This is a genomic window from Clostridium liquoris (assembly GCF_002995785.1).
Lineage (GTDB): Bacteria > Bacillota > Clostridia > Clostridiales > Clostridiaceae > Clostridium_AO > Clostridium_AO liquoris.
This window is the reverse complement of the sequence record NZ_PVXO01000054.1, coordinates 20,478-42,655: the sequence shown is the minus strand read 5'-3', so window position 1 is coordinate 42,655 and position 22,178 is coordinate 20,478. Positions and strand designations below refer to the sequence as shown.

Below are 22,178 nucleotides of genomic sequence, written 5' to 3'. Positions count from 1 at the left end.
ATTCCATAAACTCGCTCATACTTCATCCAGACAAACGGAATTCATCAATCTTATCAGCCATCTTAACCCTATACGTAATTCAATAATGCAACAGCCCCACCTTCTTAATATCTTAATAAAAAACCTATATAGCCATTGATTATTAGTTACTATATAGGTAATAAAAAGTTAGTGCTTTTACTTATTAACTCTGTTTATCAATTCTATTTTTTATTTCTTGTGGAGTTAATCCACTAGCATTTATTACTGGTGCCTTAGTTTCAGTATTACTATATCCCAGCATATCCGTATTATAGTCTGCTGTTACAATAGCATCAATACCATTTAATTTCGAAGAATTACTTTCTATTGATTCATCTAACATTTGTACAGAATAACCTTCTTTAGTTAAAAAATCCGCTACATTTTTTAATCCTTTTTCTACACCAATTGTTTTCATAAATCTATCACCTCGTGATTATTTTATACAAATAGCTGCTAACATATACCGCTAAATATTTACATTTTAGCTTGCTTAATCTCTTGTTTTCCATTAATCCCACTTCATCTCCAATTATAATTTCAATGCTCCATGAGGACATGCCGCAACACATTTACTACATCCAATACATTTTTCTTCATTTATAGTAATATTCCCAGAAAAAAAGCCAGTTTTCTTGAACTCAATGGCACCAACAGGACAAACTCTTTTCGCTGCACAGAATAGTGAGCTATCACATCTATCTTTCATTAGCTTTACTTTTTTCATCCTACCTCTTCCTTTCTTGTATATACCCATATGGGGTATATACAAATTATATAAGGATATTATCTTTTTGTCAATAATAATTATTAACTCATCTTCCATCCTAATAAAACATTCTAAGCCCTGATTTCATGCCCTTCACTTAATAATGCATTTATTGTATTATCAATATCTTTACTCTTAACAAGGATATAGTCTGTATCATAGGTAGAAATGACAAATATACTTATGTCCTTTTGCGCCAATGTAGTACTAATTGAAGCTAGAATTCCTATTAAAGAAAAATCTAAAGGTCCTTCAATTTTTATAACTTTCCAATGCTTTTCACATTTTATACCATTTGGGATGTTTTCTTCAGCACATACAATGGATAGTTCCTCTGAAGTTTTTGTTATTGAAAAAAACTCACCATTCTTTGACCAACTAGGAATTGTTTCAGTATTATCTAATCTACAAACTGCAAAATTCCCCTTTAGTAATCTCATTATTAATTTATTTTCTAACAAATTATCATCACCCTTTCTTATGCATTTTTATATATTTTACCATAAAAACTTGTTTAAAGGGCTAAATTTCCATAATAATGGGAAGAACAATAGGTCTTCTTTTTGTCTTTTCATATAAATACTTTTCTAGGGATCTTTTCATACTGGCTTTTAAAACTGACCACTCAATAATTTTATTATCTAAGCAGTTCTGCAACTCTTTTCTAACAATTTCTTTTGATTCATTAATCAAAGCCTCTGATTCCTTTGCATATATAAATCCTCTAGTTATTATATCCGGATCTGCTATAATATTATAAGTTTCCCCTTCTATAGTAACAACTATAGTGATCATACCATCTTGAGCTAGATGTTTTCTATCTCTAAGTACTATATTTCCTACATCTCCTACTCCAAGTCCATCTACAAATACTGAGCCCGTAGGAACTCTATCAGATATTTTTGCCTCTTTGTCAGATAACTCTAAAACTTCACCTGTTTCTAAAATAAAAATATTTTGTCCTTCCATACCTAGCTTTTTGGCTAAGTTAGCATGGTGCTTTAAATGCCTGTATTCACCATGAACAGGCATAAAAAACTTAGGGTGAACTAATGTATGAATTAATTTTAATTCTTCTTGGTATGCATGACCTGATGCGTGTACTTCTTCCAAATCTTCATAAATTACATCTGCGCCTTTTTTATACAATTGATTAATTACCTTAGATATCAATTTTCCATTTCCCGGAATTGGCGATGCGGAAATAATATACAAATCCTTTGATTCAATTTTAATTTTTCTATGGGTAGCAAAGGCTATCCTGGCAAGGGCTGACATAGGTTCCCCTTGACTTCCAGTAGTTATTATAGTTATCTGTTCATTAGGATAACTGCTTATCTCATCTACACTTATTAGTTGCCCTTCCGGCATATGAAGGTACCCTAGCTCTATGGCTACCTGTGAAATATTTTCCATACTCCTTCCACTAAATGCTACTTTCCTTCCATATTTCAATGAGGCATTTATTATCTGCTGCATTCTATGAATATTTGAAGCAAAGGTTGCCACAATAACCCTTCCTTCAGCATTTGAAAATATTCTAGTTAAAGTTTCTCCTATGGTTTTTTCTGAAATTGTATGCCCTTGACGTTCCACATTGGTACTATCCGCCATAAGCAATAGTACTCCCTGCTTTCCTAAACTTGAAATACGCTCTAAATCCATGGTTAATCCATCAATAGGTGTATAGTCTACTTTAAAATCACCTGTATGTAGTATTACACCAATCGGTGTATGAATAGCAATAGCACATGAGTCTGCTATACTGTGAGTAACTCTTATAAATTCTATATTAAAATTTGTTAATTTTACCACGTCTCCAGCTTCTACTCCATGGAGCTCACAGTCTGACAGTATATCATGTTCCTTTAATTTATTCTCAACCATGCCTAGTGTCAATCTTGTACCGTAAATGGGTACATTTAATTGTTTTAAAATATAAGGTAATGATCCTATATGATCCTCATGTCCATGAGTTAAAAAAATTCCTTTTACCTTTTCCGCATTATGCAATAAGTACGTTATATCAGGGATTACCAAATCTACACCATACATATCCTCATCTGGAAATGATACACCACAATCTATAATAATGATCTCATCTTTATACTCAAAGGCTGTTATATTCTTTCCGATTTCTCCAAGTCCTCCTAGAGGAATAATTCTCACACTGTTCTTACTTTCCACTTAAATTTACGCCTGATTTCTAAAACCATAGCAAATAGTAACATTAACTATTTTATATAGTTTTTCATTCTATCGACTAATAGGACGGTAGCTTCACAGGATTCAACTACTTAGGTTAGTACTATAATACTAAAATTCCCATATAGCCTTTACAATTTTATACCATTATAAAGTACAACAGAATTGCGAGTGTTGCTCAGCCCCTAAAATATTTTAATTACACAAGCCTTTCCTACTAGGTGTACTTGTGCAAAGTTTAATTTATTTTAAAGTTAATACTAACTTACTAATCCTAGTAATCTCTTTCTGTTAGCTATCCAAAAATCAGGCTTTTTCACCTCTACTTTCTTTTTAATATTTTTATCTATCATTGACCATCTTTTCCATTCATGGTAACAATTAAATTTATCCTTATGTTTTTCATCCACATATTTATCTATTAATATTTGTGGAACCGATTCTTTAAATTTATAACTTCTTCTAGCGATAACCATTGCTGCACCATTATGAACTACCATACCAAATTGATGACAATATTTATATAATCCTATTTTACTTGTATATGCAGGGCGAACTTTAAGTAATTCTATTCCTTCTCTATAACAAGCACTTTCAAGCATAGTTAACAATTTAGAATATATAAAATTATTTTTAATTCTAGCAAACTTACTATTTACATCTTTGTCATTTTTGAATTTAAGATTTTCAATAGCAATTCCTACTCCATAAGTTTTAGCTATTAAAGTAACTTGTTTAACTAATTCTCCACATAAATTCTTTCTGCGATTTCCTTTGGCGTATAATAATTCGTGTTGTTTTAAATATGTGTGCCATTTATGATTACCTTTATTATCTATCATAGTTAATGCAAAACCATCTGAATTAGTATCAATTCCTATTATTCCATTGTGTCCAGTATAAACAACTTCTGTTTTAGGTAATTCAAAGATTATATGGCAATAATATTTACCATTTCTCTTAATCATTTCTACCTGATAAGCTTCACCTGTTTTTAAATGATTTAAAAATAATTCTCTATAATCTATACCATTTATTTTGCCTGTTTTCTTACTTAACTTTTGTGGCAAATAAATAGGAACTTGTATTTTTATAGCTCTATTTGATTTAGTTTTTTCTAAAGTAGATATTTCTAAAAAACTCATACCTCCTTTAATAATAACTCTAAGATTAGGATTACCATTTTTGGTTTTATCTCCACGACTATAAAATCTATTATTTCTGCAATCTTTCCATTCTTGATTAGAGATTAAGCCTTTACATCTTCTTAGAAACATTTCTTTAGTTCCAAAAGTTACAGGTGAAATAGTATTTGTATCAATGAAATATTTAAAATATTCTAGTCTTCTTTGCCTTTTAGCTAATTTGCTCAATAACGCAGTTTTCTTTTTATCTGATAATTTTTTAGTTTTATCATTTAATATCTTTTCAATTGCTTTAGCTTTACTCTCATAATCTTCATAATTTATCTTTATTAATTCTTTTTGAGAGAGAATAGTTTGTCTTGCTGATTCTACTGCATCTTTTGCTTGGCGGATATTAAGATTATATTTATGTGATACTTCTTTTTCTAATTCGGATATTTTTATTCCTTCTAATAATCTTTTAAAAGAATATCTAATAGCCGTACAAAATACTAACATAATATTATCTATAATTGATTTTTGTTCTTCAGTTTCATTTACTAGAATTGCTTTCATTGTTATTTTTACTATTCTCATCCCCTTTCCCTAATTCTTTTATTATTCCATATTTTTTAGAAGTCGTTATCCTTTAAGTGAAATCGTTATCCAGGGACGTAGCCGCTCTTTACTCCCACTTTGAAGAAAAACAGGTGTCCAGTGCGAATCGCTTTCACAGGGTGCGATGGGAGTATTAGAGCGGGTAGTCATCGGATAAATATATCATTTTTATAGAATATCGTTAACATAAATTATTATTAAATGTTACTATTTGTTATTATTTTTGATAACTACTGTTTTCCCCTTTATACTTAAACTTATTTTATCAATTTTCCTTATCTTATTTTGCCTTCTAAAGCTAAATTTAATTCTTCTTTGCAAAATTCTTTTTTTTATATATTAATTACTTAACTTTCGCAGGAGAAAAAGACTAACTTCTCCTTGACATAGCAAGTAAGAGCAGCAATAAAACTATCTATAATAGAGTCAATAACTTCCTTTGAAATGAGAAGTTTTTCAGCTAATACATTTTTTTAAATATCAATCATTCCTTTCTTTGGTGTGATGTTTTTCGCAATCCTATTATGCCAAAGGGAATGTTTCTTTGCTTTATAAATTGATTCTACAGGCTTTCGCCTTAATTTTTATGTGCGAAAGTTGAGTTAATTATTTATTCAACACTTAATGAAATTATCCTTTATTACAGGTACATGGTATATTATGCTATTTAACATATGCTGTCAATACATCCATGATAATTCTAGTATTCCAATTATAATACATGGACATGTCTCGAAAACCTCTGTTAGAATAACACTAGATTAAAAAATCATGCCGAATCTTCTTATGAAGTACCGGGGATATCACTGGGGTGAATCTCTTATAGAGTAGGGTACCTCTAACCCGAACCCGTCAACTAACCTGGGAGGCACAATGGAGGGATTTAATATGGTAAAATTCAAATCTTTAAAAACTTTTTTAGCTGCATTAGCTTTAAGTGTAACTTTTACTAGTTCTGCTTTTGCGGCAAGCTATACTGTAGTTTCTGGTGATTCATTATACAAGATAGGAAAAACTTTTAATATTTCCTCAGATAATTTAATGAAAACTAACAATATGAAGGGAACTGCAATCTGTCCTGGTCAAGTCTTAAATGTTCCTTGTGCCACATATTCTGTAAAAAGTGGCGATAGCTTATATCTAATTGCTAAAAGGTACGGTATAAGCTTATATAATTTAAGAGTAGCTAATAATAAGTGGACTGACGATATTTATCCTGGACAAGTTCTTAATCTACCAGGCATAAATAATAGTGGGACAAGCCAAAATTCTAGTACATCGAATAATTCTAATACAGCAAAACCTGTAATAGGTTATAGTGTTTCTGATTTAGATCTTTTAGCAAGGCTTGTAACTGCTGAGGCTCAAGATCAGCCTTATGGTGCTCAAGTTGCAGTAGCAGCTGTTGTAGTTAATAGAGTAGAAAGCTCTGAATTTCCAAATACAATTTCAGCAGTAATTAATCAAAGAATTGATGGATATTATCAATTTACTCCAGTTCTAAATGGGTGGATAAATAAACCAGCTACTGAAACTGCTAAAAAAGCTGCCAAAGAAGCTTTATATGGCTCTGATCAAAGTAAAGGAGCATTATTCTATTTTGATGATACTGCCACTAATCAATGGTTATGGTCCAAGCCTATCACTGCTAGAATAGGTGGTATGGTATTTGTAAAATAGTCAGTAAAAAATTGGTATTGTCTCAAAATAGAATTTTGAGACAATACTTTCCTTATTTATTATTTATTATTTATTATTTATTATTTATTATTTATTAGCTACCCCGCTACCTACTCCCATTGTTTCCAAATCTCTGGTTCATATCCTACCGTAGCTTGTCTTCCATTTCGCACTATAGGAGTTTTATATAGCTTTGGATTATTTAAAATTAATTCTTCCTTAATGCTATCCATTCTGATCTTATCAATGTTAAGATTCTTATATTCCTTGGCTTCAGTGTTAATTAAATTTGATAAACCCACTGAAGATTTAACACTTTGTAGCTCTCCTTTACTAAGTCCCTTTTCGTTCAAATCAATATATTGATATTTAATTTTTCTTTCTTTAAAATATCTTTCTGCTTTTTTTGTATCAAAACATTTTTTTACTCCAAAAATTTGAATATTCATTCCTTTTCTCCTTTGCATCTACCATAATTCTTCTTCTTAGTATAATTATTATAGCTTTTCTATGGTATTTTTTCTATTGCTCTTTTTATTAAATTAACAAATATTTATTATTCCCCCGATTATTTTATACTTTTTTAGAATAGGATAAATTATTAAAATAGTATCTCAATAATAAATATTTTATAATATCTTCCTCTATATATTTTCTCATGATAAAATCTTTACGAAAGGTGGCGATTAATTTGAACATTGATTTTGAAAAAATAGTAAATGAAATTTCTTTAGAAGCTGCTAATGAGTAATTATATAGCTGAACTTGAATTAAGGCTCAGCTAAGTTTTGGAAACATGCTGCCTAGTATTATTACTTTTCCATTTAACATAGCTATGTGCAAATATTCATTTTCAACATAAAATCCATATTGCTTATTTGTGTCACTTATTTCACCACAGTCTCCTATAAACTTAGAAAATTCATATTTTCCAAACTTAACAGGTAACTTTATAGAGCTTTCTTCCTCATTAATACCTATAATATCTCCCTCATATATACATTGCCCTTTTCTATCTTTAAGCCCTGTATACTTTAATAACTTTACTTCATTAAAAAATGCAATCTGTCCATTATCAAAATAAATCTCACCATTTTTGAAATCAATTTTATCTACTTCATGAACTTCATTATCTTTTTCATACCATGCCCTAAATCTTATATCCATTGTTGTACCACCCCTTATTTTAATATTACGTTATTTATGTACATGCTATTATCTTACAATATTATCCTTGCAATTTCACTATATTTTTATACTAAATATTTATGTTAAAATATAAGATATAAGTTATTATATAAAGTACAAAAGAGGGGTTGTTCACTATTGAATAAATTATATTATGAAGAATCCGGTAAAATATATCATGTAGTTGGCATAAAACCTTTAAAAATTCATAAAGTTAAATGTATTATAGAAGTGGAATACATCCTAATAAGGCAATTGAGGTACAGTTAATCAAAATTAGTTCATTTGAAAAACGTGCAAAATGTACAAGAATGCACTTTATATATGGTAGTAGGGCAGTTTCTGGCTGTTTTCTAAAAGATACACAGATAGAAAACATGTGTAATATTATGAAATGTAATGAAAGTGATTTACTATCCAAAGTAGAAACATTAGGAAGTGAATTTAATAAAGTTGTCGCTGAGAAAAATGCACTAAAAGCACAAGTTGCAGAATACGAAGTACAAAACATGCTAAACTCCTGCGAAAATATTAATAATATAAAAGTTCTTAAAACTATATATAATAATGTTGATTTAAAATATGTTACTTTATTAGGAACAAAATTGGTATCGCATCCAAAAGCTATAGTTTTATTTGGGGTAACCTCTGAAGATAAAGCACAACTTCTATTCATGTGTTCAAAAGACTTAAACATTATAAGTATGAATTATCTTCTAAAAGATGCCATAACCTTAATTGATGGAAAAGGCGGCGGAAAAAATAATAATAATTTAGATTCATCTATGGAATATGCATATAATAAAGTTAAAGCTTCCATAATGTCTAATTCATAGTTTAATATCGTTTTATAAGTCAAAACTTAGAAGAATTAGAGTCAGCAGCAGATTTATTTCAGTTTTGTGTTGAGAAAGGATATTATACAAAAGGCCAAGTTGACGAATTTAATAATACTTATTGGAAACAGTAAAGGGCAATGTGCTAGATATAACTTTTATAGTTTCTAAAGCTCCAGCTGATATTAGAAACAATAAAGATAAACTAATAATTTAACTCAACTTGGTTTTCGTTGTGTTCAAAGCTTAATGTTAAATACCCAAAATAGCATTTAGGATTAATATATTTGGGCAGATTAGGTATATCGCAATTAGTTTTATATTTGACTTTACCTATCTTCTCTATATTTACCATTCCGTCTTTAAATTTAACTGCATCATATCTAACATAAAAGCATGTTGTGTAACTTGAGCAGATACCTCCTTTAACCATATATATTTGCTATGCCTTTTAATTGTATTGTTAAATTCAGCCCACTTGTAGTGTACTCACATTATAGGATAGTCGTTGAAGTTTACTTTTTTCGAGGCTACCTGATGATTGCCCAATAAATTTTATTAATGTTTTATAACCTTTTATAACTTATTTGTAACTGTTAGTTACCTTCTAAACTTTAAAATTTTTACTTGCTGTTTTTTGTAGTGCAGGTATATATAATTTTTTAAATTCAACCCCTGTAACAAACCCTAATCCATAATAAATTGATTCAGAGGCATTTCCTAAAGTTACAAATAATCGTAATACTGGATAATCCTTATTTAAAACTGTTAACGCCTTCTGCATTATAGATTTGTGCACCTTCTTTATACAAACCTCTATGCTTTCTATTAGATTTTACAGCATATTCTTTTGATACCTTTTCTGCATGGGGGCTGCACTGACTAGTGTAACTTTCTTCCTGCCTTTCTATTGCTATACCTTGTTGTTCTGCTTTATAAGTAAGCTTGTCGCTTATTTTTTTGAAAGGCCATTTGTGGAATTTTTGATTAGTTGTATTACCAAGATCCTTATTATCACGTATATTTGTTATATCACCTATGATGATTTTGCATACATTATACTGTTCAGCAATATCCATTACTCTTTTAGTAGCTGTATGCAGTACGTGATCAATTTGCTTGGCTCTTTTTATATAGAGCTGCTTAACCCTTTTACTTTTCTTAGGGTATTGTATTCCTTTCGCACTTTGCTGACTATCTGATATTCCTTGACAATAAGCTGTTTTTTTATCAAAATAGTTATTAATGCTTAATATCTGTCTGCCAGATATTATGAAAGTTTCCCCAGTAGATAGATAAGCGGCCATAAGGTTATTTATACCAAGATCTATACTCATATAAATACTGTTATCTGCTTTTAAATTAACATCAGGTAAATCTACAATAATATTAATACTATAAGATTTATTGGCTTGTGGAATAATCTCTATTATCTTAGGAATACCATGTATTTCTTTGGGACAAGCAATATTTAAGAACTTATCAGTTATACTAAACCTTTCTTTCAAATAGTTTTGTAACTGTTTAGGTATAGAAAGTCTTATGCTGTTTTCTAAACACTTAAACCCTTTGTTTAAATATCTCACATTAAATTTTGAGTGTTTAAATTTCGGTGGCTTAGGATTTCCTACACCGCCTGTCTTCTTTAAAGTATAGAACGATTTCCAACTTTCATTCAGTTGTTTTAACACCTCTTGAGCACTTTGAAATGGTAAGTTTTTGTACCAAAAATGGTTTTTAAGTTCTTTCTTTTGCTTAAACCAATTAGGATACTCTAGCCCACTTTCTTTAACCCAATTTTTTCGCTCATAGTTTGCTATGTTCCATAATTTAGAGGAAGCGTAAGTTAAGCAGCCTAGAATAATTTGTTGGTTTTTATTAGGCTTTAATACAAAACTTATAACACGTTTCACCTAGAGCTATCCCCTTTCCTTTTGCAATTCAATATACTTTTTAATAGTGTCCTCGGATATAGAGCCTATAGTTTCAATATAAAATGAGCTATTCCATAGGTGCCCATTATACAGCTGTTTTTGCAGCTCTGGATATTTACTAAATAGTTTCCTAGCACTTATCCCTTTTAGCCATCTTAACTATATATGAAGGTGCTATTTTAGGATGTGCTGATACAAAAATATGCACATGATCCGGCATAACTTCCATTAGTATAGCATAAATTACAATATGTTCAAATCGAGTAGGAGCTGAATAATTATTTTATTCAGCGACCTCTCACACCACCGTGCGTACCGTTCGGTACACGGCGGTTCAATAGAAATTAATGTTTTGATGAATATATTTCAGATATAGAAACTAAGCCTATACTTTTAAGATATTTATTAGTTAAGGTATGATGGGCACCCTTGCCGTAGGCTAATGGTTAGTGCTATCAACCCCCATAGTGGACTTTCACCACCAAGCTATCGCTCATACTGGGCACACTAAAAATAAGCACTATATTCTTAACATATAGTGCTTATAAACAGCCTTTCATCTCTCCTTTGAAAAAGAGAGGATTCTCGGCTTAATTTCCTAAAATAGTACATAAGGTTTATTTTAAGAATGATGACTATATCTCTATAAAGTAAAAAATGACAGTTATACCCTTGGCATACCTTTTGTTGGTTTATGCATGTTAGGATCCACATCCATGGTTATAGGATTTGCTGATTTAGGATTTTTAGTTTTATTATCATTTTTCTTTTTCTTTTCGCCTTTCGTAGCCATATTATCACTCCTTTAACAAGTTATCATAAATAGATTATCCAAAATTGGAGTGTTTATACTTTCCATTATTCTATATTCCTAATAAAAATCTAGCAACGCTAAAGTATATCATCAATGAAGCTGCATCTACAACTGTAGTTATTAGTGGGCTTGCCATAATAGCTGGATCCAACTTAAGTTTTTTAGCTAACATAGGAAGAATTGCCCCTACAACTTTAGCCAGCACTACTGTACAAAATAAGGTTATGCAAACAGTTAGGGATATATAGAATGGAACCTTTTCCAAAAAGTATATTCTAAGAAAATTTATTGAAGATAAACATACGCCCACTATTAAACTTACTCTTAATTCCTTCCATATAACCCTTAAAGTATCCTTACCTTGAATTTCACCCAGTGCAATACTTCTTATTACTAGGGTGGCAGATTGGGAACCTGCATTACCTCCTGTATCCATAAGCATTGGTATAAAAGCTGTTAAAAGCACTACTGATTGTAACACATCTTCAAACTTCTTTATTATATTTCCAGTAAAAGTAGCAGATACCATAAGTATTACTAACCACATAAGTCTATTTTTAGCTAAAGTCCACACTCCTGTATCCAAATACTCTTTTTCAGATGGAGATATAGCTGCCATTTTTTGAAAGTCTTCGGTATTTTCCTGATCTATTACATCTACTATATCATCTATGGTTATAATTCCGGTAAGCCTGTCCTCCATGTCCACTACTGGAACCGCAATTAAGTCATACTTTTTAAATGCATTAGCTACCTCTTCCTGATCCTGATGGGTATTTACATAGACTATGTCTTTTTCCATTATGTCTCCAACTTTTAAATCGTAATCACTTAGTATTAAATTTCTCAGAGATATTATGCCCTCTAACTTTCTTTTTTCATCTATAACATAACAGGTATATATGGTTTCCTTATTTACTCCAGTGGCTTTTATATGTTCTATTGCCTGCATTACTGTCATGTTCTTCTTTAAATCTACATACTCTATAGTCATCAGACTTCCTGCTGAATACTCTGGATAATTTAAGAATTCATTTATAAGCTTTCTTTCCTCTACATTTGAATACTTTAGTATCTCCTTTACAACCTTTGAAGGCATTTCCTCTAATAGGTCTATCATATCGTCAAAGAAAAGTTCATCCATAATATACTGCAGTTCATTACTGGTAATTGAAGAAATGATTTTTCCCTGGGATTCATTACTAATATAATTAAATACATCTGCTGCTAAGTCCTTAGGCAGCATTCTAAATATTAAAATGGTTTCCGAGAGTTCTAGATCTTCTATCAGTTCTGCAATATTTACAGGGTTAAAATTTATAATCTTTTCCCTTACTTCTGTAAACTTTTTTTCATGAATTAACTGTAATATTTCTTCTAATTCTTTTTTCATCTACCTCATCCCCTAGACATCACCATACCTTTTCTAGTTATGGTATGCATTATTTTCTTTAAAATTTCTTTAACCCACTCAGGACTAGGTTCAGCATCCATAACTAATCACCTTCTTTCAAGATTATTAAAATTTGGATAATTTCTAATTAAAGCGGTTTGCAAATTATTTCTTTAATTTTTGTATCAAAAATAGCATTTGCATACATAACCACTTTAATTATAACTATATTCCTAAAATTATACAATAAAGAAAGACTTTATTGGGCTTTTAGAAAGCAGGCACTATGCTTCCTTTATATTTTTCTTCTATAAATTTTTTAACTTCTGGTGAAGTTAAAGCCTTTGATAATGCCTGAATGTAATCTTTATCCTTGTCCTCTTTTCTTACAGCTAGTACATTAGCATAAGGTGAATCCTTGGACTCAATAACAATGGCATCCTTAGTTGGATTCAATCCAGCCTCAATTGCAAAATTAGTGTTTATAACTGCTGCATCTACATCTTCAAGTATTCTTGGAAGCTGAGGAGCATCGATTTCTGTGATTTTTAATCCTTTTTTATTTTCAGTTATATCAAGCTTTGTCAAAAGTTCCCCATCTTTTAATTTTATAAGTCCAGCACTTTCTAATACTTTAAGTGCTCTCCCACCATTGGTTGGATCATTGGGAATTGCAATTTCTGCTCCATCCTTAAGTTCCTTTATATCCTTAATTTTCTTTGAATATAATCCCATTGGCTCAATATGAACCTTAACTGTATAATCTAAATCTAATTTCTTTTCCTCTATGGTTTTCTTTAGAAATGGAACATGCTGAAAAAAGTTTGCATCCAGCTGTTTTTCTGCAAGAGCTGTATTTGGTAACTGATAATCTGTGAACTCTACAATTTTTAAATCATATCCCTCTTTTTTAAGTATTTCGCCAGCCTTTTCTAATATCTCCTTATGTGGAGATGGTGAAGCTCCAACTACAATTTCCTTTTTAACTTTTTCCCCTTCACTTTTTGCTCCTATACTCTGAGTTTTTCCTCCGCCACAACCTGTTAATCCTACTGTTAATAAAACTGCTGTTAATAATAATGATAATTTTTTCATATTAAGAACCCCCTTAAATTATTTATTTAAATTTTTATATAAAACATTTCCAGCACTTTGAATAAATTGAACAAGTATTATTAAGAGTATTACGGTGTACACCATAATGTCTGTTTTAAATCGATTATAACCATATGTTATAGCCACATCTCCTAATCCTCCTCCTCCGACAGCACCAGCCATAGCAGAGTATCCAATTAAGTTAATTATGGTTAAAATTATCCCTCTTATAATAGAAGGGAAAGCTTCCTTTACCATAACCTTAAATAGTATTTGAGTAGTAGTTGCCCCAAAGGATTTAGCAGCTTCAATAAGTCCAGGGTCAACTTCCTTTAGTGCAGATTCAATTACTCTGGCAGCAAAAGGAGCAGCTCCAATGGTTAATGGTACTATGGCCGCTGTTGTTCCTATACTTTTCCCTACAATGAACCTAGTAAATGGAATAATTGCAATCATAAGTATGATAAATGGAAAGGATCTTAGTACATTTATTATTAAATCCAATAAACTGTATATAAATTTATTAGGTTTCAAACCATTTTTATCTGTAAGAATAAGTATAATTGCCAATGCGAAGCCTATGATTACTGCAAACAATGTGGAATATGATACCATAAAGATTGTTTCCTTTAACCCTTGAATTAATATTTCTTTAATCATTTATATCACCTCCCAGCCTATAGATTTCTTATCCAAATAATTGCATATTCTATCTCTTTGGCCTACTTCCACATTTATAATTAAGCTTCCTAGTACCTCTTGTCTGAAGTTTTCTAATTTCCCCCAAACTATGGAGAAATCCATATCTAACTCTCGAGCCATAGAAGTTATTATGGAGTTTTCACTTACTTCCCCTGGAAAGAAAATTTTTATATTAACCCCTTGAGTAGGAAGAACTTCATCTCCACATAACAATTTTTTTAGTTCTCCTTCTGGTCTTAAGAATAAGTCCTTGACTAACCCACAGATCTTTATTTCTCCATCCTCAATTAATGCAACTCTATTGCATATTTCTTTAATAACCTCCATTTGGTGAGTTACCATCACTACTGTTATGTTTAATTTTTCATTGATCTCTTTTATTAATGCAAGTATGGATTTTGTGGTTCCAGGATCTAATGCAGAGGTTGCTTCATCACAAAGAAGAATTTTAGGTTCCAGAGTTAAAGCTCTTGCAATGGCTACTCTTTGCTTTTGTCCCCCACTCAATTCTCTGGGCATGCTTTTTATTTTGTCACTTAATCCCACTAAATTTAATAATTCCGTTACCCTATCTTTTATATATTTTTTATCCTTTTTCCATATCTCCAATGGAAGGGCCACATTATCATATACATTTTTTGTATTAAGTAAATTAAAACTCTGAAAAATCATGCCCATGTCTTTTCTTAAAGCTCTTATGCCATTTAAGTCTAGTTTTTTTACTTCTTTTCCCATTACAACTATACTGCCTTCATCATATTCCTCTAGACCATTTAAACATCTTAATAATGTAGATTTTCCGGCACCACTTCTTCCTATGATTCCAAAAATCTCTCCCTCATTTATATGTATACTAACCTTTTGCAGCACTGCAGTATCCAGAAAACTTTTGCTTACATCTTTAACTTCTATCACCTTAAATCCCCCCTAAAAAATTTTAAAAAAATAGACCTAAGGATAACCCAGGTCTAACCTTTAATCCTCATCTCTCGGCATATATGCCGTTGGAATTAGCACCTTGTATTATCTAAAATAATACTGGTTGCTGGGTTTCATAGGGCCAGTCCCTCCACCTCTCTTGATAAGATTTATATTTAGTTTTTTTATGCAATGAAAATAAATAAAGCCTAAGGATAACCTCAGGCTTATAACCTAATCTCTCCTCATCTCTCGGCATATATGCCGCTGGAATTAGCACCTTGTATTACCTAAAATAATACTGGTTGCTGGGCTTCGTCGGGCCAGTCCCTCCACCTCTCTTGATAAGTCCTAAAATATTAAATTATTTGTAAATGATGTTTTTATTATATTAGCATTTCTTTTCCTTGTCAATACCTTTAATAAACTTTTTGCCATTTTATTAAATCTTTTTATAATAATCCTTATTTTTCTTCTTCACACTTCTTCTCCATTTGTGCCAGAGCTAAAGCAATAATAAATACCCTAGGACTTATATCAAATTCTACACAGATTGATGGGCTGCCTTCACATTGAATGGATTGTATACCTACATATATCTCAATTTGTGGGAAAACATTATTATCATTATTGTTATTGTTATTAGTATCTATTTTCATTCAAATCATCCCCTAAATACTAACTTGATACTTTTCTAAATACCACTCTTTGTAATTAATAATCTTTCTTAAAGCATATATAAAATAATCTATTTCGTGGTAGGTATTGTATAAAGCAAAGCTCAATCTTACCATTCCAGGCCTTCTCCCACCTTTTTTTGCAATGTTAATACTATCTTTGAGTGAAACATTTAAAAGTCTTTGTATATATGGTTGAGCACAAAAACAACCGCTCCTTACTCCAATGCCAAATTCTTTAGAAAGTATTTTTGAAAGGGTTTCATGATACATTCCCTCCACATTGAAAGGTATAAGGGATACATTACAATTACAATCTATACAGTATAATATTACCTGTGGAGTATTTCGAAGATAATATAGGGCATAATTTAAAAGATTACTTTCATAATTCTCAATGTTATCCATGCCAAGCTCCTGTAAAGTTTTTATAGCAGAAGATAGTGCAACCACTCCTAGAACGTTTGGAGAACCTGCTTCGTCTTTCTCAGGAGTATCATTCCATTTAACAAATTCATGAGTTACCACATCTACCGTTCCTCCACCCTTATAATCAGGGGGTATACTATTTAATTCTTCTATAGGTCCTATGAGTACTCCTATTCCAAAGGGAGCATACATTTTATGAGCAGAAAAAGCTAAATAATCTATATGCTCTAAAGAGTCATGGCTCTTCATATCTATGGCTACATGCGGCACTAGCTGAGCTCCATCAACTAGCAGTTTAGCACCATAGCCATGCACAAGCTTAGCTATATGATGTATGGGATTTTTGAACCCAGTAACATTAGAAGCTCCAGTTACTGTTACAAGTTTTACTCTATCACCGAACATTTGAAGCTTATCTTCCAAATCCTCTATGGATAGCTTTCCATACTTATCCACCTTTACATATTCTACATTGAATTTTCCCCAAGGAAGGTAATTTGAATGATGCTCCATTTCTGTAGATATTATAACGCAATCACTATACTTCTCATATAACATATTGGCAAGTTTATTTATAGCTTCCGAGGTATTCTTTACAAATATTACTGCATCCTTATTTAAATCTGCACCAACAAAATCAGCCACCACTTTTCTTCCTTCTTCATAAGCCTCTGTAGATACTTGAGATTTATACCCCATTCCCCTGTGAATAGAGGAATAATAGGGCAAAAAATTTGTTAAATCATCTATCATGCTTTTGAAGGGTGGAGTAGTGGCAGCATTATCAAAATTAACATACTTAACATGTCTACCATTGGCAATAGGTACTAAAGTATCAGCACCCACTACTAAATCCTTATAGTCTATCACGATAACCACTCCTAAATTTACTCTTTATATATACTATGAAAAAGAGTTAAAAGTAACCAATAATTTAAAGGCTTATTTAAAGAAAAAAACAATTGACAAAATAGCTTTGCCAATTGAATACTATGTTATGTTTAGTGATATAATATTAATTTTCTCACTCTGCTTCATATTTATATTGTGGCGTATTTATCCCTCCTGCATACGTATTTTTAAGCAAATTTCTAAATTCAACTTGTTCCAATCTGTTTTTATAATCAACTTTAAATCCTTCTTTTAATATTTTATAGTCCTCAATTTCATCTAATTTATATATAGTAGGATAGTCAAGATTTTTACCTTCAATAAAAGCAACTAAGTAAAAATAGTGTTCAGAAAATACTACTTCTTGTGGATATACTACTAATGTAGAGAATTTGTCTATAAACTTTTCATTATTTTCTGGTTTATGATATCTTATTTTTAATTTTCTTTGACATTTAGCAGCCATGCTCAATTGCCATATTGTATTTATTAAATCCTTATTATGATTTGGAGAAATATATTTATCTAAATCATTACTTATGATTTCTTTAATATAAATTCTATCATAACTTGAGCAAAAGTTTATAAGTTTTTGTATTAGCCTTCTTATTTCTTTTTTTGAAAATCCTTTACTCTCCAGCAATACCTTAGCAATAACTAGAATATCCTGATTACACAGCTTACTTTCCTCTTTAGGTTGCAATATGTACCCCCCCTTTTCTCTAGAATAAACCACCTCTTCTATTCTACTACGCTCATATAAATAATCTTTTATATTATTTATATATCTTTCAATAGTTTTAGTGCTAACTTCTAATTCTTCTGCAGCTTCCTTTTTATTTATAACATGCCCTGACAACAATTCTTCAAATAAATATAATAATCCATCTGGTTTATTATTGCCCATCTACTTTTTACCACCTTTGCTGTTCTTTTGTTATGATCTTTTTATAATCCATCAGTGTAATTCTTCAATTTATCCTTATACATTTCTCTATCAGCCTGTTTAACTAATTCCTCTAAAGTAGTATTCTTATTAAAATCAAATCTTGCAAGTCCCTTACTTACACTAATTCTAAATTTAAGCAATCTTTTTTCATTTATGTAATTTATCCTTTTATCAATATCATTACAGATAACATCTACCTCATCCATATTTGTATCAGTGAATACTAAGATAAATTCATCTCCACCCATTCTAAATATATAATCTTTTTTTCTTACACTTTTTTCAATAATATCCGTTACTATTTTTAATAACTTGTCTCCTTCATCATGACCAAAACTATCATTTATTATTTTTAGCTTGTCTATATCAATAAAACAAACTATTAAATTCTCTTTATTTTTTATGGATTTTTCCATGGATTCCTTTAGCTTATTTAATCCACATCTTCTACTTAATACCCCTGTCATAAAATCAGTATTTGCTATTGACTCTAATTGCCTTACTTCTTCTGTTAATTGATTTATTCTTTTCTCTTTATTCTCCAATTCTATTAATAATTCTTCGTAAGTCATACTATTGTATTCCATTGTACCATCTCCTTCCTGCAAAGGATTTTTTAACCTTACTATTAATTATAACAATCCATATAGACACAATTTGTCTATATAAAATTATATAGTGGAAAATGCTCCATTATTTTTGCTTTATATGACAAAGGTTGTGGACATAAAAAAAGACCTTATCCATTTTTAAGGATAAGATCCCATTATACTTTTTTGCATCAGCATGAATATCTATCAATAATATCTTTTAAAGTTTTAACCACCAAAATAGGATTATTACCTATAGATACTTCCCCAGCTAACATAAACCCATTAACTTTATTTTGTAAAAAATAACATATATCATTTATTTCTGATACAGTTGGTCTTACATTCCTTTTCATGGATTCCAAAAGGTAGGTAGCTATAATAAAGTCCTTTTTACTCTTTTTCATAATATTCAATAAATCCTGTTGTATTTGCGGAATATCCAATAGATCTGCTTCCGCTACTAGATCTCCTCTTCCTAGCATTATTCCATCGCTTTCCTTTAATATATTCTTAAAATTTTCTATTCCTTCTTTGCTTTCAATTTTCGACCATAATTTAGGCATCTTAAAATCTTTATATTTCTTGCACTGTTTTATATAATTCTTTAATTCTATTATATTCTCTGGATAACTCACATAGGATAGGCATATTATATCTACTCCATTTTCTAGTCCCCAGATAATATCTTTTTTATCCTTAGCAGTAAGTCCCATATTTCTTCTATCCATGCCTGGAGCATTTACTCCTTTTTCAGCTCTTAATATTCCTCCCCTTTTTACTGAAGTTTTAATGACGCCATTTCCCTTTTCTAATATTTCAAATTCCATTGTGGCATCTTTCATTAAAATACAGTTAGCTGAATTTAAAAGGGAAAATTCCCCTTCACAGGTTAATGGCACAAAAAGATATCTATTTTCATGTTCTTTGTTGTACTTTCTATAGACTTCTTCACTGCAAAAATAAACCTTTTCCCTAGGTACAACTTTTATTTCTTTTTTAAACAGATTACTGATCCTCAATTTATTCCCCTGCAAATCCTGCATTATAGCTACATCTCTATGATTATTTTTGATATATTCTATTAAATGTTTAGCTAATTCATAATCTATATGCGAAAAATTAAACCTTACTACATTCATGCCATTGTTTACAAGCTCACCTAATATTTTAGTATTGCTAACATTAGGTCCTATTGTACAAAGTATTTTCATGCTAATTCACATCCCCATTTAACTTAATAGTCTGCTTATTTAGTGCAGCCCAAACATCCTTAATTTTACATACTCTATTAATTGTATATAATTAACATTTATCCTGCGATAATTTACACTTAGTTAGTTAACTTTTCCTTAGACTTATATTCATATGTATTAATAAATATTACTTTTAAAATAGCATAAAAAGGTACTACAGTAAAAGCTGCTATTGGACCACCCATAGCTACAGCCCCTATAACCAAGAATATATCTGTCAATGGATGAATTTTCATTGTATGACCCATTATTGCAGGTACGACTATTCTACCCTTTAAAGTTTGTACTACCAAAAAAGTAATTCCTAATTTTATTATCATATTCAATCCCATGCTAAAAGCTATAATCCAAGGTACAATCATAGAAACAAAGAATCCTATAAATGGTATAAAAGCTAGTATAAAAGTAATGGAAGATAACAATAGTGCATTAGGCATATTTATTATCTTATATCCAATAAATATCATGGTTGCCAAGGACAGAGCAACCTTACTCTGTCCTATGACATATTGGGATAAAATCTCATCACTTTCGCTTAATATTTTATGTAATACCTGTCGATGCTTTTTGGGAAACAATTTTACAAATCCATCTTTGAAATTTTCACCATCTTTAAATAAGAAAAATATAGTTACTAATATCAGTAGAATCTTTGAAAAAGTATCTGTTACATAATTTACGCTTCTGGAAAGATTTTGTATCATATCTTTTATATAGTTATTTACAGTGCTTATATAAGTTTTATAAATGTCATTTATATTTATGTATTTACTAATCTCATTTATAGTTCCATTTATATATGCCTTATTTCCCATTATACCATTTATTTGCAAAATCATATGCTCACCCAAAAAATAAAATACTACAGACAGCATAAAAACACTTATTGTCAGGGTTAATACAGCAGATATACTAGGTTTTAATCCATTTTTTAAGAAGATATTATTTAATGGTTTCATAATGTAATAAAAAAACACAGATATAATTAATGGTACTAAGAAGGCTCTAAAAATTATTCTTATAAACTTATGAATAAAATACATTTTACCAATAAAAATTATTGCCAATAAAACTAAATTGATGGCTATTAAATTTTTAATTATTTTATCATAGGATATAACGATCAGCCCCTTTAATAACTATAATACTTTTAATTATAGCCAATGATATTGTTAGCATTATTTTACTATTTATTCATTTTAGCGTAATAAAAAAAAGCTCCTAAATTAGTTCGACTAAAATTTAGATGAAATAAATAACTCATCTAACGTAAGTTTCACTTAATAGGAACTTCAAATTCACAGCTTGATTATCCTTATGCAGATTATTGTTAATGATAAACTAAAAGGGTGGAATTTCGGCAAACAAAAATATTAACCCTTATGAGGGGTGCAGATTTAAATACATCCTATGTTAAGCTTCAACAGAAATGCTTTTGGGACGGTTATTCTCCCACTTACATTTAAATACATCCTATGTTAAGCTTCAACTAACATAGGAAAGGATCCAATCACACTTTTATTTTATTTAAATACATCCTATGTTAAGCTTCAACTTGTTACCATCACTCAAATAGCCAAGGATTATGGCAATTTAAATACATCCTATGTTAAGCTTCAACAGTAAAAAGAGATTAAAGGAGAGTGTATAAATTATATTTAAATACATCCTATGTTAAGCTTCAACAGAGACTATGCCAGAAGTACAGAAGCAGGCTATTGTATTTAAATACATCCTATGTTAAGCTTCAACGCAGCAGAAAGTTAATGAAACTAACAACTTAGCAAAATTTAAATACATCCTATGTTAAGCTTCAACCATGCTGACCATGTTAGTAAGCTATTACTTTTATCAATTTAAATACATCCTATGTTAAGCTTCAACAAAAATGTTAAAAGAATTAAAAAATAGCACTAAAAAATTTAAATACATCCTATGTTAAGCTTCAACATTTCAGTATCAAGAATATAAAGGTCATATTGCTTAATTTAAATACATCCTATGTTAAGCTTCAACCTTTCCTGTTCAATTTTTTCGACCTTGTTTTTATCATTTAAATACATCCTATGTTAAGCTTCAACATTAGAAT

General features: G+C 30.3%; 22 protein-coding genes, 2 pseudogenes, 1 CRISPR repeat array and 3 riboswitches (1 of these 28 only partly in view). Of the genes and pseudogenes, 3 read left to right on the top strand and 21 right to left on the bottom strand.

Features of this window, described 5'->3' with window-relative positions; translation table 11 throughout:
• Positions 1–184 precede the first annotated feature (184 nt).
• The 5 genes from CLLI_RS10370 to CLLI_RS10350 all read right to left on the bottom strand — a co-directional run bounded on the left by CLLI_RS10370 (position 185) and on the right by CLLI_RS10350 (position 4,716).
• Positions 185–439: a YkuS family protein gene (locus CLLI_RS10370; protein WP_106064142.1), complete on the bottom strand. Its 255-nt coding sequence runs from the start codon at positions 437–439 to the stop codon at positions 185–187.
• A 114-nt stretch (positions 440–553) separates the two neighbouring features.
• Positions 554–748 carry a 4Fe-4S binding protein gene (locus CLLI_RS10365; RefSeq protein WP_106064176.1) on the bottom strand — a complete coding sequence of 65 codons (195 nt, stop codon included), beginning with the start codon at positions 746–748 and terminating at the stop codon, positions 554–556.
• Positions 749–861: 113 nt separating this feature from the next.
• Positions 862–1,251, bottom strand: coding sequence for an ACT domain-containing protein (locus CLLI_RS10360; protein WP_106064141.1), 390 nt, complete (start codon positions 1,249–1,251; stop codon positions 862–864).
• Positions 1,252–1,312: 61 nt separating this feature from the next.
• Complete coding sequence (locus CLLI_RS10355; protein WP_106064140.1) at positions 1,313–2,977, bottom strand: ribonuclease J; 1,665 nt, start codon at positions 2,975–2,977, stop codon at positions 1,313–1,315.
• 278 nt (positions 2,978–3,255) lie between these two features.
• On the bottom strand, positions 3,256–4,716 hold the full coding sequence (locus CLLI_RS10350; RefSeq protein ID WP_106064139.1) for an IS200/IS605 family accessory protein TnpB-related protein: 1,461 nt from the start codon (positions 4,714–4,716) through the stop codon (positions 3,256–3,258).
• A gap of 783 nt (positions 4,717–5,499) precedes the next feature.
• A riboswitch (cyclic di-AMP (ydaO/yuaA leader) is annotated at positions 5,500–5,623 on the top strand.
• Between the two features lie 2 nt (positions 5,624–5,625).
• Here CLLI_RS10350 and CLLI_RS10345 point away from each other — a divergent pair.
• On the top strand, positions 5,626–6,417 hold the full coding sequence (locus CLLI_RS10345; protein WP_106064175.1) for a cell wall hydrolase: 792 nt from the start codon (positions 5,626–5,628) through the stop codon (positions 6,415–6,417).
• Between the two features lie 110 nt (positions 6,418–6,527).
• Here CLLI_RS10345 and CLLI_RS10340 read toward each other — a convergent pair whose 3' ends face one another.
• A complete protein-coding gene (locus CLLI_RS10340) occupies positions 6,528–6,866 on the bottom strand; it encodes an arsenate reductase family protein (RefSeq protein ID WP_106064138.1) in 339 nt (112 codons plus the stop codon).
• A 328-nt stretch (positions 6,867–7,194) separates the two neighbouring features.
• Positions 7,195–7,584, bottom strand: a complete 390-nt coding sequence (locus CLLI_RS10335; protein ID WP_106064137.1) for a YopX family protein — start codon at positions 7,582–7,584, stop codon at positions 7,195–7,197.
• Positions 7,585–7,823: 239 nt separating this feature from the next.
• Here CLLI_RS10335 and CLLI_RS10330 point away from each other — a divergent pair, with 239 nt between their 5' ends.
• Together CLLI_RS10330 and CLLI_RS14900 are read left to right on the top strand one after the other, a co-directional pair.
• Positions 7,824–8,441 carry a DHHA1 domain-containing protein gene (locus CLLI_RS10330; protein WP_106064136.1) on the top strand — a complete coding sequence of 206 codons (618 nt, stop codon included), beginning with the start codon at positions 7,824–7,826 and terminating at the stop codon, positions 8,439–8,441.
• A 14-nt stretch (positions 8,442–8,455) separates the two neighbouring features.
• Positions 8,456–8,658 (top strand): annotated as a pseudogene (locus CLLI_RS14900) (hypothetical protein).
• 390 nt (positions 8,659–9,048) lie between these two features.
• On the opposite strand, the gene CLLI_RS14550 reads toward CLLI_RS14900, so the two are convergent.
• The 14 genes and pseudogenes from CLLI_RS14550 to CLLI_RS10260 all read right to left on the bottom strand — a co-directional run bounded on the left by CLLI_RS14550 (position 9,049) and on the right by CLLI_RS10260 (position 21,156).
• Complete coding sequence (locus CLLI_RS14550; RefSeq protein WP_170063705.1) at positions 9,049–9,225, bottom strand: hypothetical protein; 177 nt, start codon at positions 9,223–9,225, stop codon at positions 9,049–9,051.
• Entirely contained in the window at positions 9,197–10,354 is a 1,158-nt protein-coding gene (locus CLLI_RS10315) for an RNA-guided endonuclease InsQ/TnpB family protein (protein WP_106064135.1), read from the bottom strand. Before CLLI_RS10315 ends, CLLI_RS14550 begins: the two co-directional genes overlap by 29 nt.
• 6 nt (positions 10,355–10,360) lie before the next feature.
• A pseudogene (gene tnpA, locus CLLI_RS15120) lies at positions 10,361–10,610 on the bottom strand (IS200/IS605 family transposase); the annotation flags it as partial.
• Positions 10,611–11,039: 429 nt separating this feature from the next.
• Positions 11,040–11,168, bottom strand: coding sequence for a hypothetical protein (locus tag CLLI_RS15010; RefSeq protein ID WP_278335579.1), 129 nt, complete (start codon positions 11,166–11,168; stop codon positions 11,040–11,042).
• Between the two features lie 70 nt (positions 11,169–11,238).
• The gene (gene mgtE, locus CLLI_RS10305; RefSeq protein WP_106064134.1) at positions 11,239–12,582 is read right to left on the bottom strand and encodes a magnesium transporter; all 1,344 of its coding nucleotides are present in this window, start codon (positions 12,580–12,582) and stop codon (positions 11,239–11,241) included.
• A 270-nt stretch (positions 12,583–12,852) separates the two neighbouring features.
• The gene (locus CLLI_RS10300) at positions 12,853–13,677 is read right to left on the bottom strand and encodes a MetQ/NlpA family ABC transporter substrate-binding protein (protein ID WP_106064133.1); all 825 of its coding nucleotides are present in this window, start codon (positions 13,675–13,677) and stop codon (positions 12,853–12,855) included.
• Between the two features lie 18 nt (positions 13,678–13,695).
• Complete coding sequence (locus CLLI_RS10295; protein ID WP_106064132.1) at positions 13,696–14,337, bottom strand: methionine ABC transporter permease; 642 nt, start codon at positions 14,335–14,337, stop codon at positions 13,696–13,698.
• Positions 14,338–15,294 (bottom strand): methionine ABC transporter ATP-binding protein, encoded by a 957-nt coding sequence (locus CLLI_RS10290; RefSeq protein ID WP_106064131.1) that lies wholly within the window; start codon positions 15,292–15,294, stop codon positions 14,338–14,340.
• 64 nt (positions 15,295–15,358) lie between these two features.
• Positions 15,359–15,467: riboswitch (SAM riboswitch) on the bottom strand.
• Positions 15,468–15,539: 72 nt separating this feature from the next.
• Positions 15,540–15,648, bottom strand: a riboswitch (SAM riboswitch).
• Positions 15,649–15,761: 113 nt separating this feature from the next.
• The gene (locus CLLI_RS10285; protein ID WP_106064130.1) at positions 15,762–15,956 is read right to left on the bottom strand and encodes a hypothetical protein; all 195 of its coding nucleotides are present in this window, start codon (positions 15,954–15,956) and stop codon (positions 15,762–15,764) included.
• A gap of 12 nt (positions 15,957–15,968) precedes the next feature.
• Positions 15,969–17,273: an aminotransferase class V-fold PLP-dependent enzyme gene (locus tag CLLI_RS10280; RefSeq protein ID WP_242975583.1), complete on the bottom strand. Its 1,305-nt coding sequence runs from the start codon at positions 17,271–17,273 to the stop codon at positions 15,969–15,971.
• A gap of 154 nt (positions 17,274–17,427) precedes the next feature.
• The gene (locus CLLI_RS10275; protein WP_106064128.1) at positions 17,428–18,201 is read right to left on the bottom strand and encodes a helix-turn-helix transcriptional regulator; all 774 of its coding nucleotides are present in this window, start codon (positions 18,199–18,201) and stop codon (positions 17,428–17,430) included.
• Positions 18,202–18,242: 41 nt separating this feature from the next.
• The gene (locus tag CLLI_RS10270; protein WP_106064127.1) at positions 18,243–18,830 is read right to left on the bottom strand and encodes a GGDEF domain-containing protein; all 588 of its coding nucleotides are present in this window, start codon (positions 18,828–18,830) and stop codon (positions 18,243–18,245) included.
• A gap of 194 nt (positions 18,831–19,024) precedes the next feature.
• Positions 19,025–20,047 carry a pyruvate kinase gene (locus tag CLLI_RS10265; RefSeq protein WP_106064126.1) on the bottom strand — a complete coding sequence of 341 codons (1,023 nt, stop codon included), beginning with the start codon at positions 20,045–20,047 and terminating at the stop codon, positions 19,025–19,027.
• A gap of 119 nt (positions 20,048–20,166) precedes the next feature.
• Positions 20,167–21,156, bottom strand: a complete 990-nt coding sequence (locus tag CLLI_RS10260) for an AI-2E family transporter (RefSeq protein WP_278335578.1) — start codon at positions 21,154–21,156, stop codon at positions 20,167–20,169.
• A 328-nt stretch (positions 21,157–21,484) separates the two neighbouring features.
• A CRISPR array of direct repeats spans positions 21,485–22,178; the repeat unit is 30 nt; unit sequence ATTTAAATACATCCTATGTTAAGCTTCAAC; it runs 783 nt beyond the window's last position.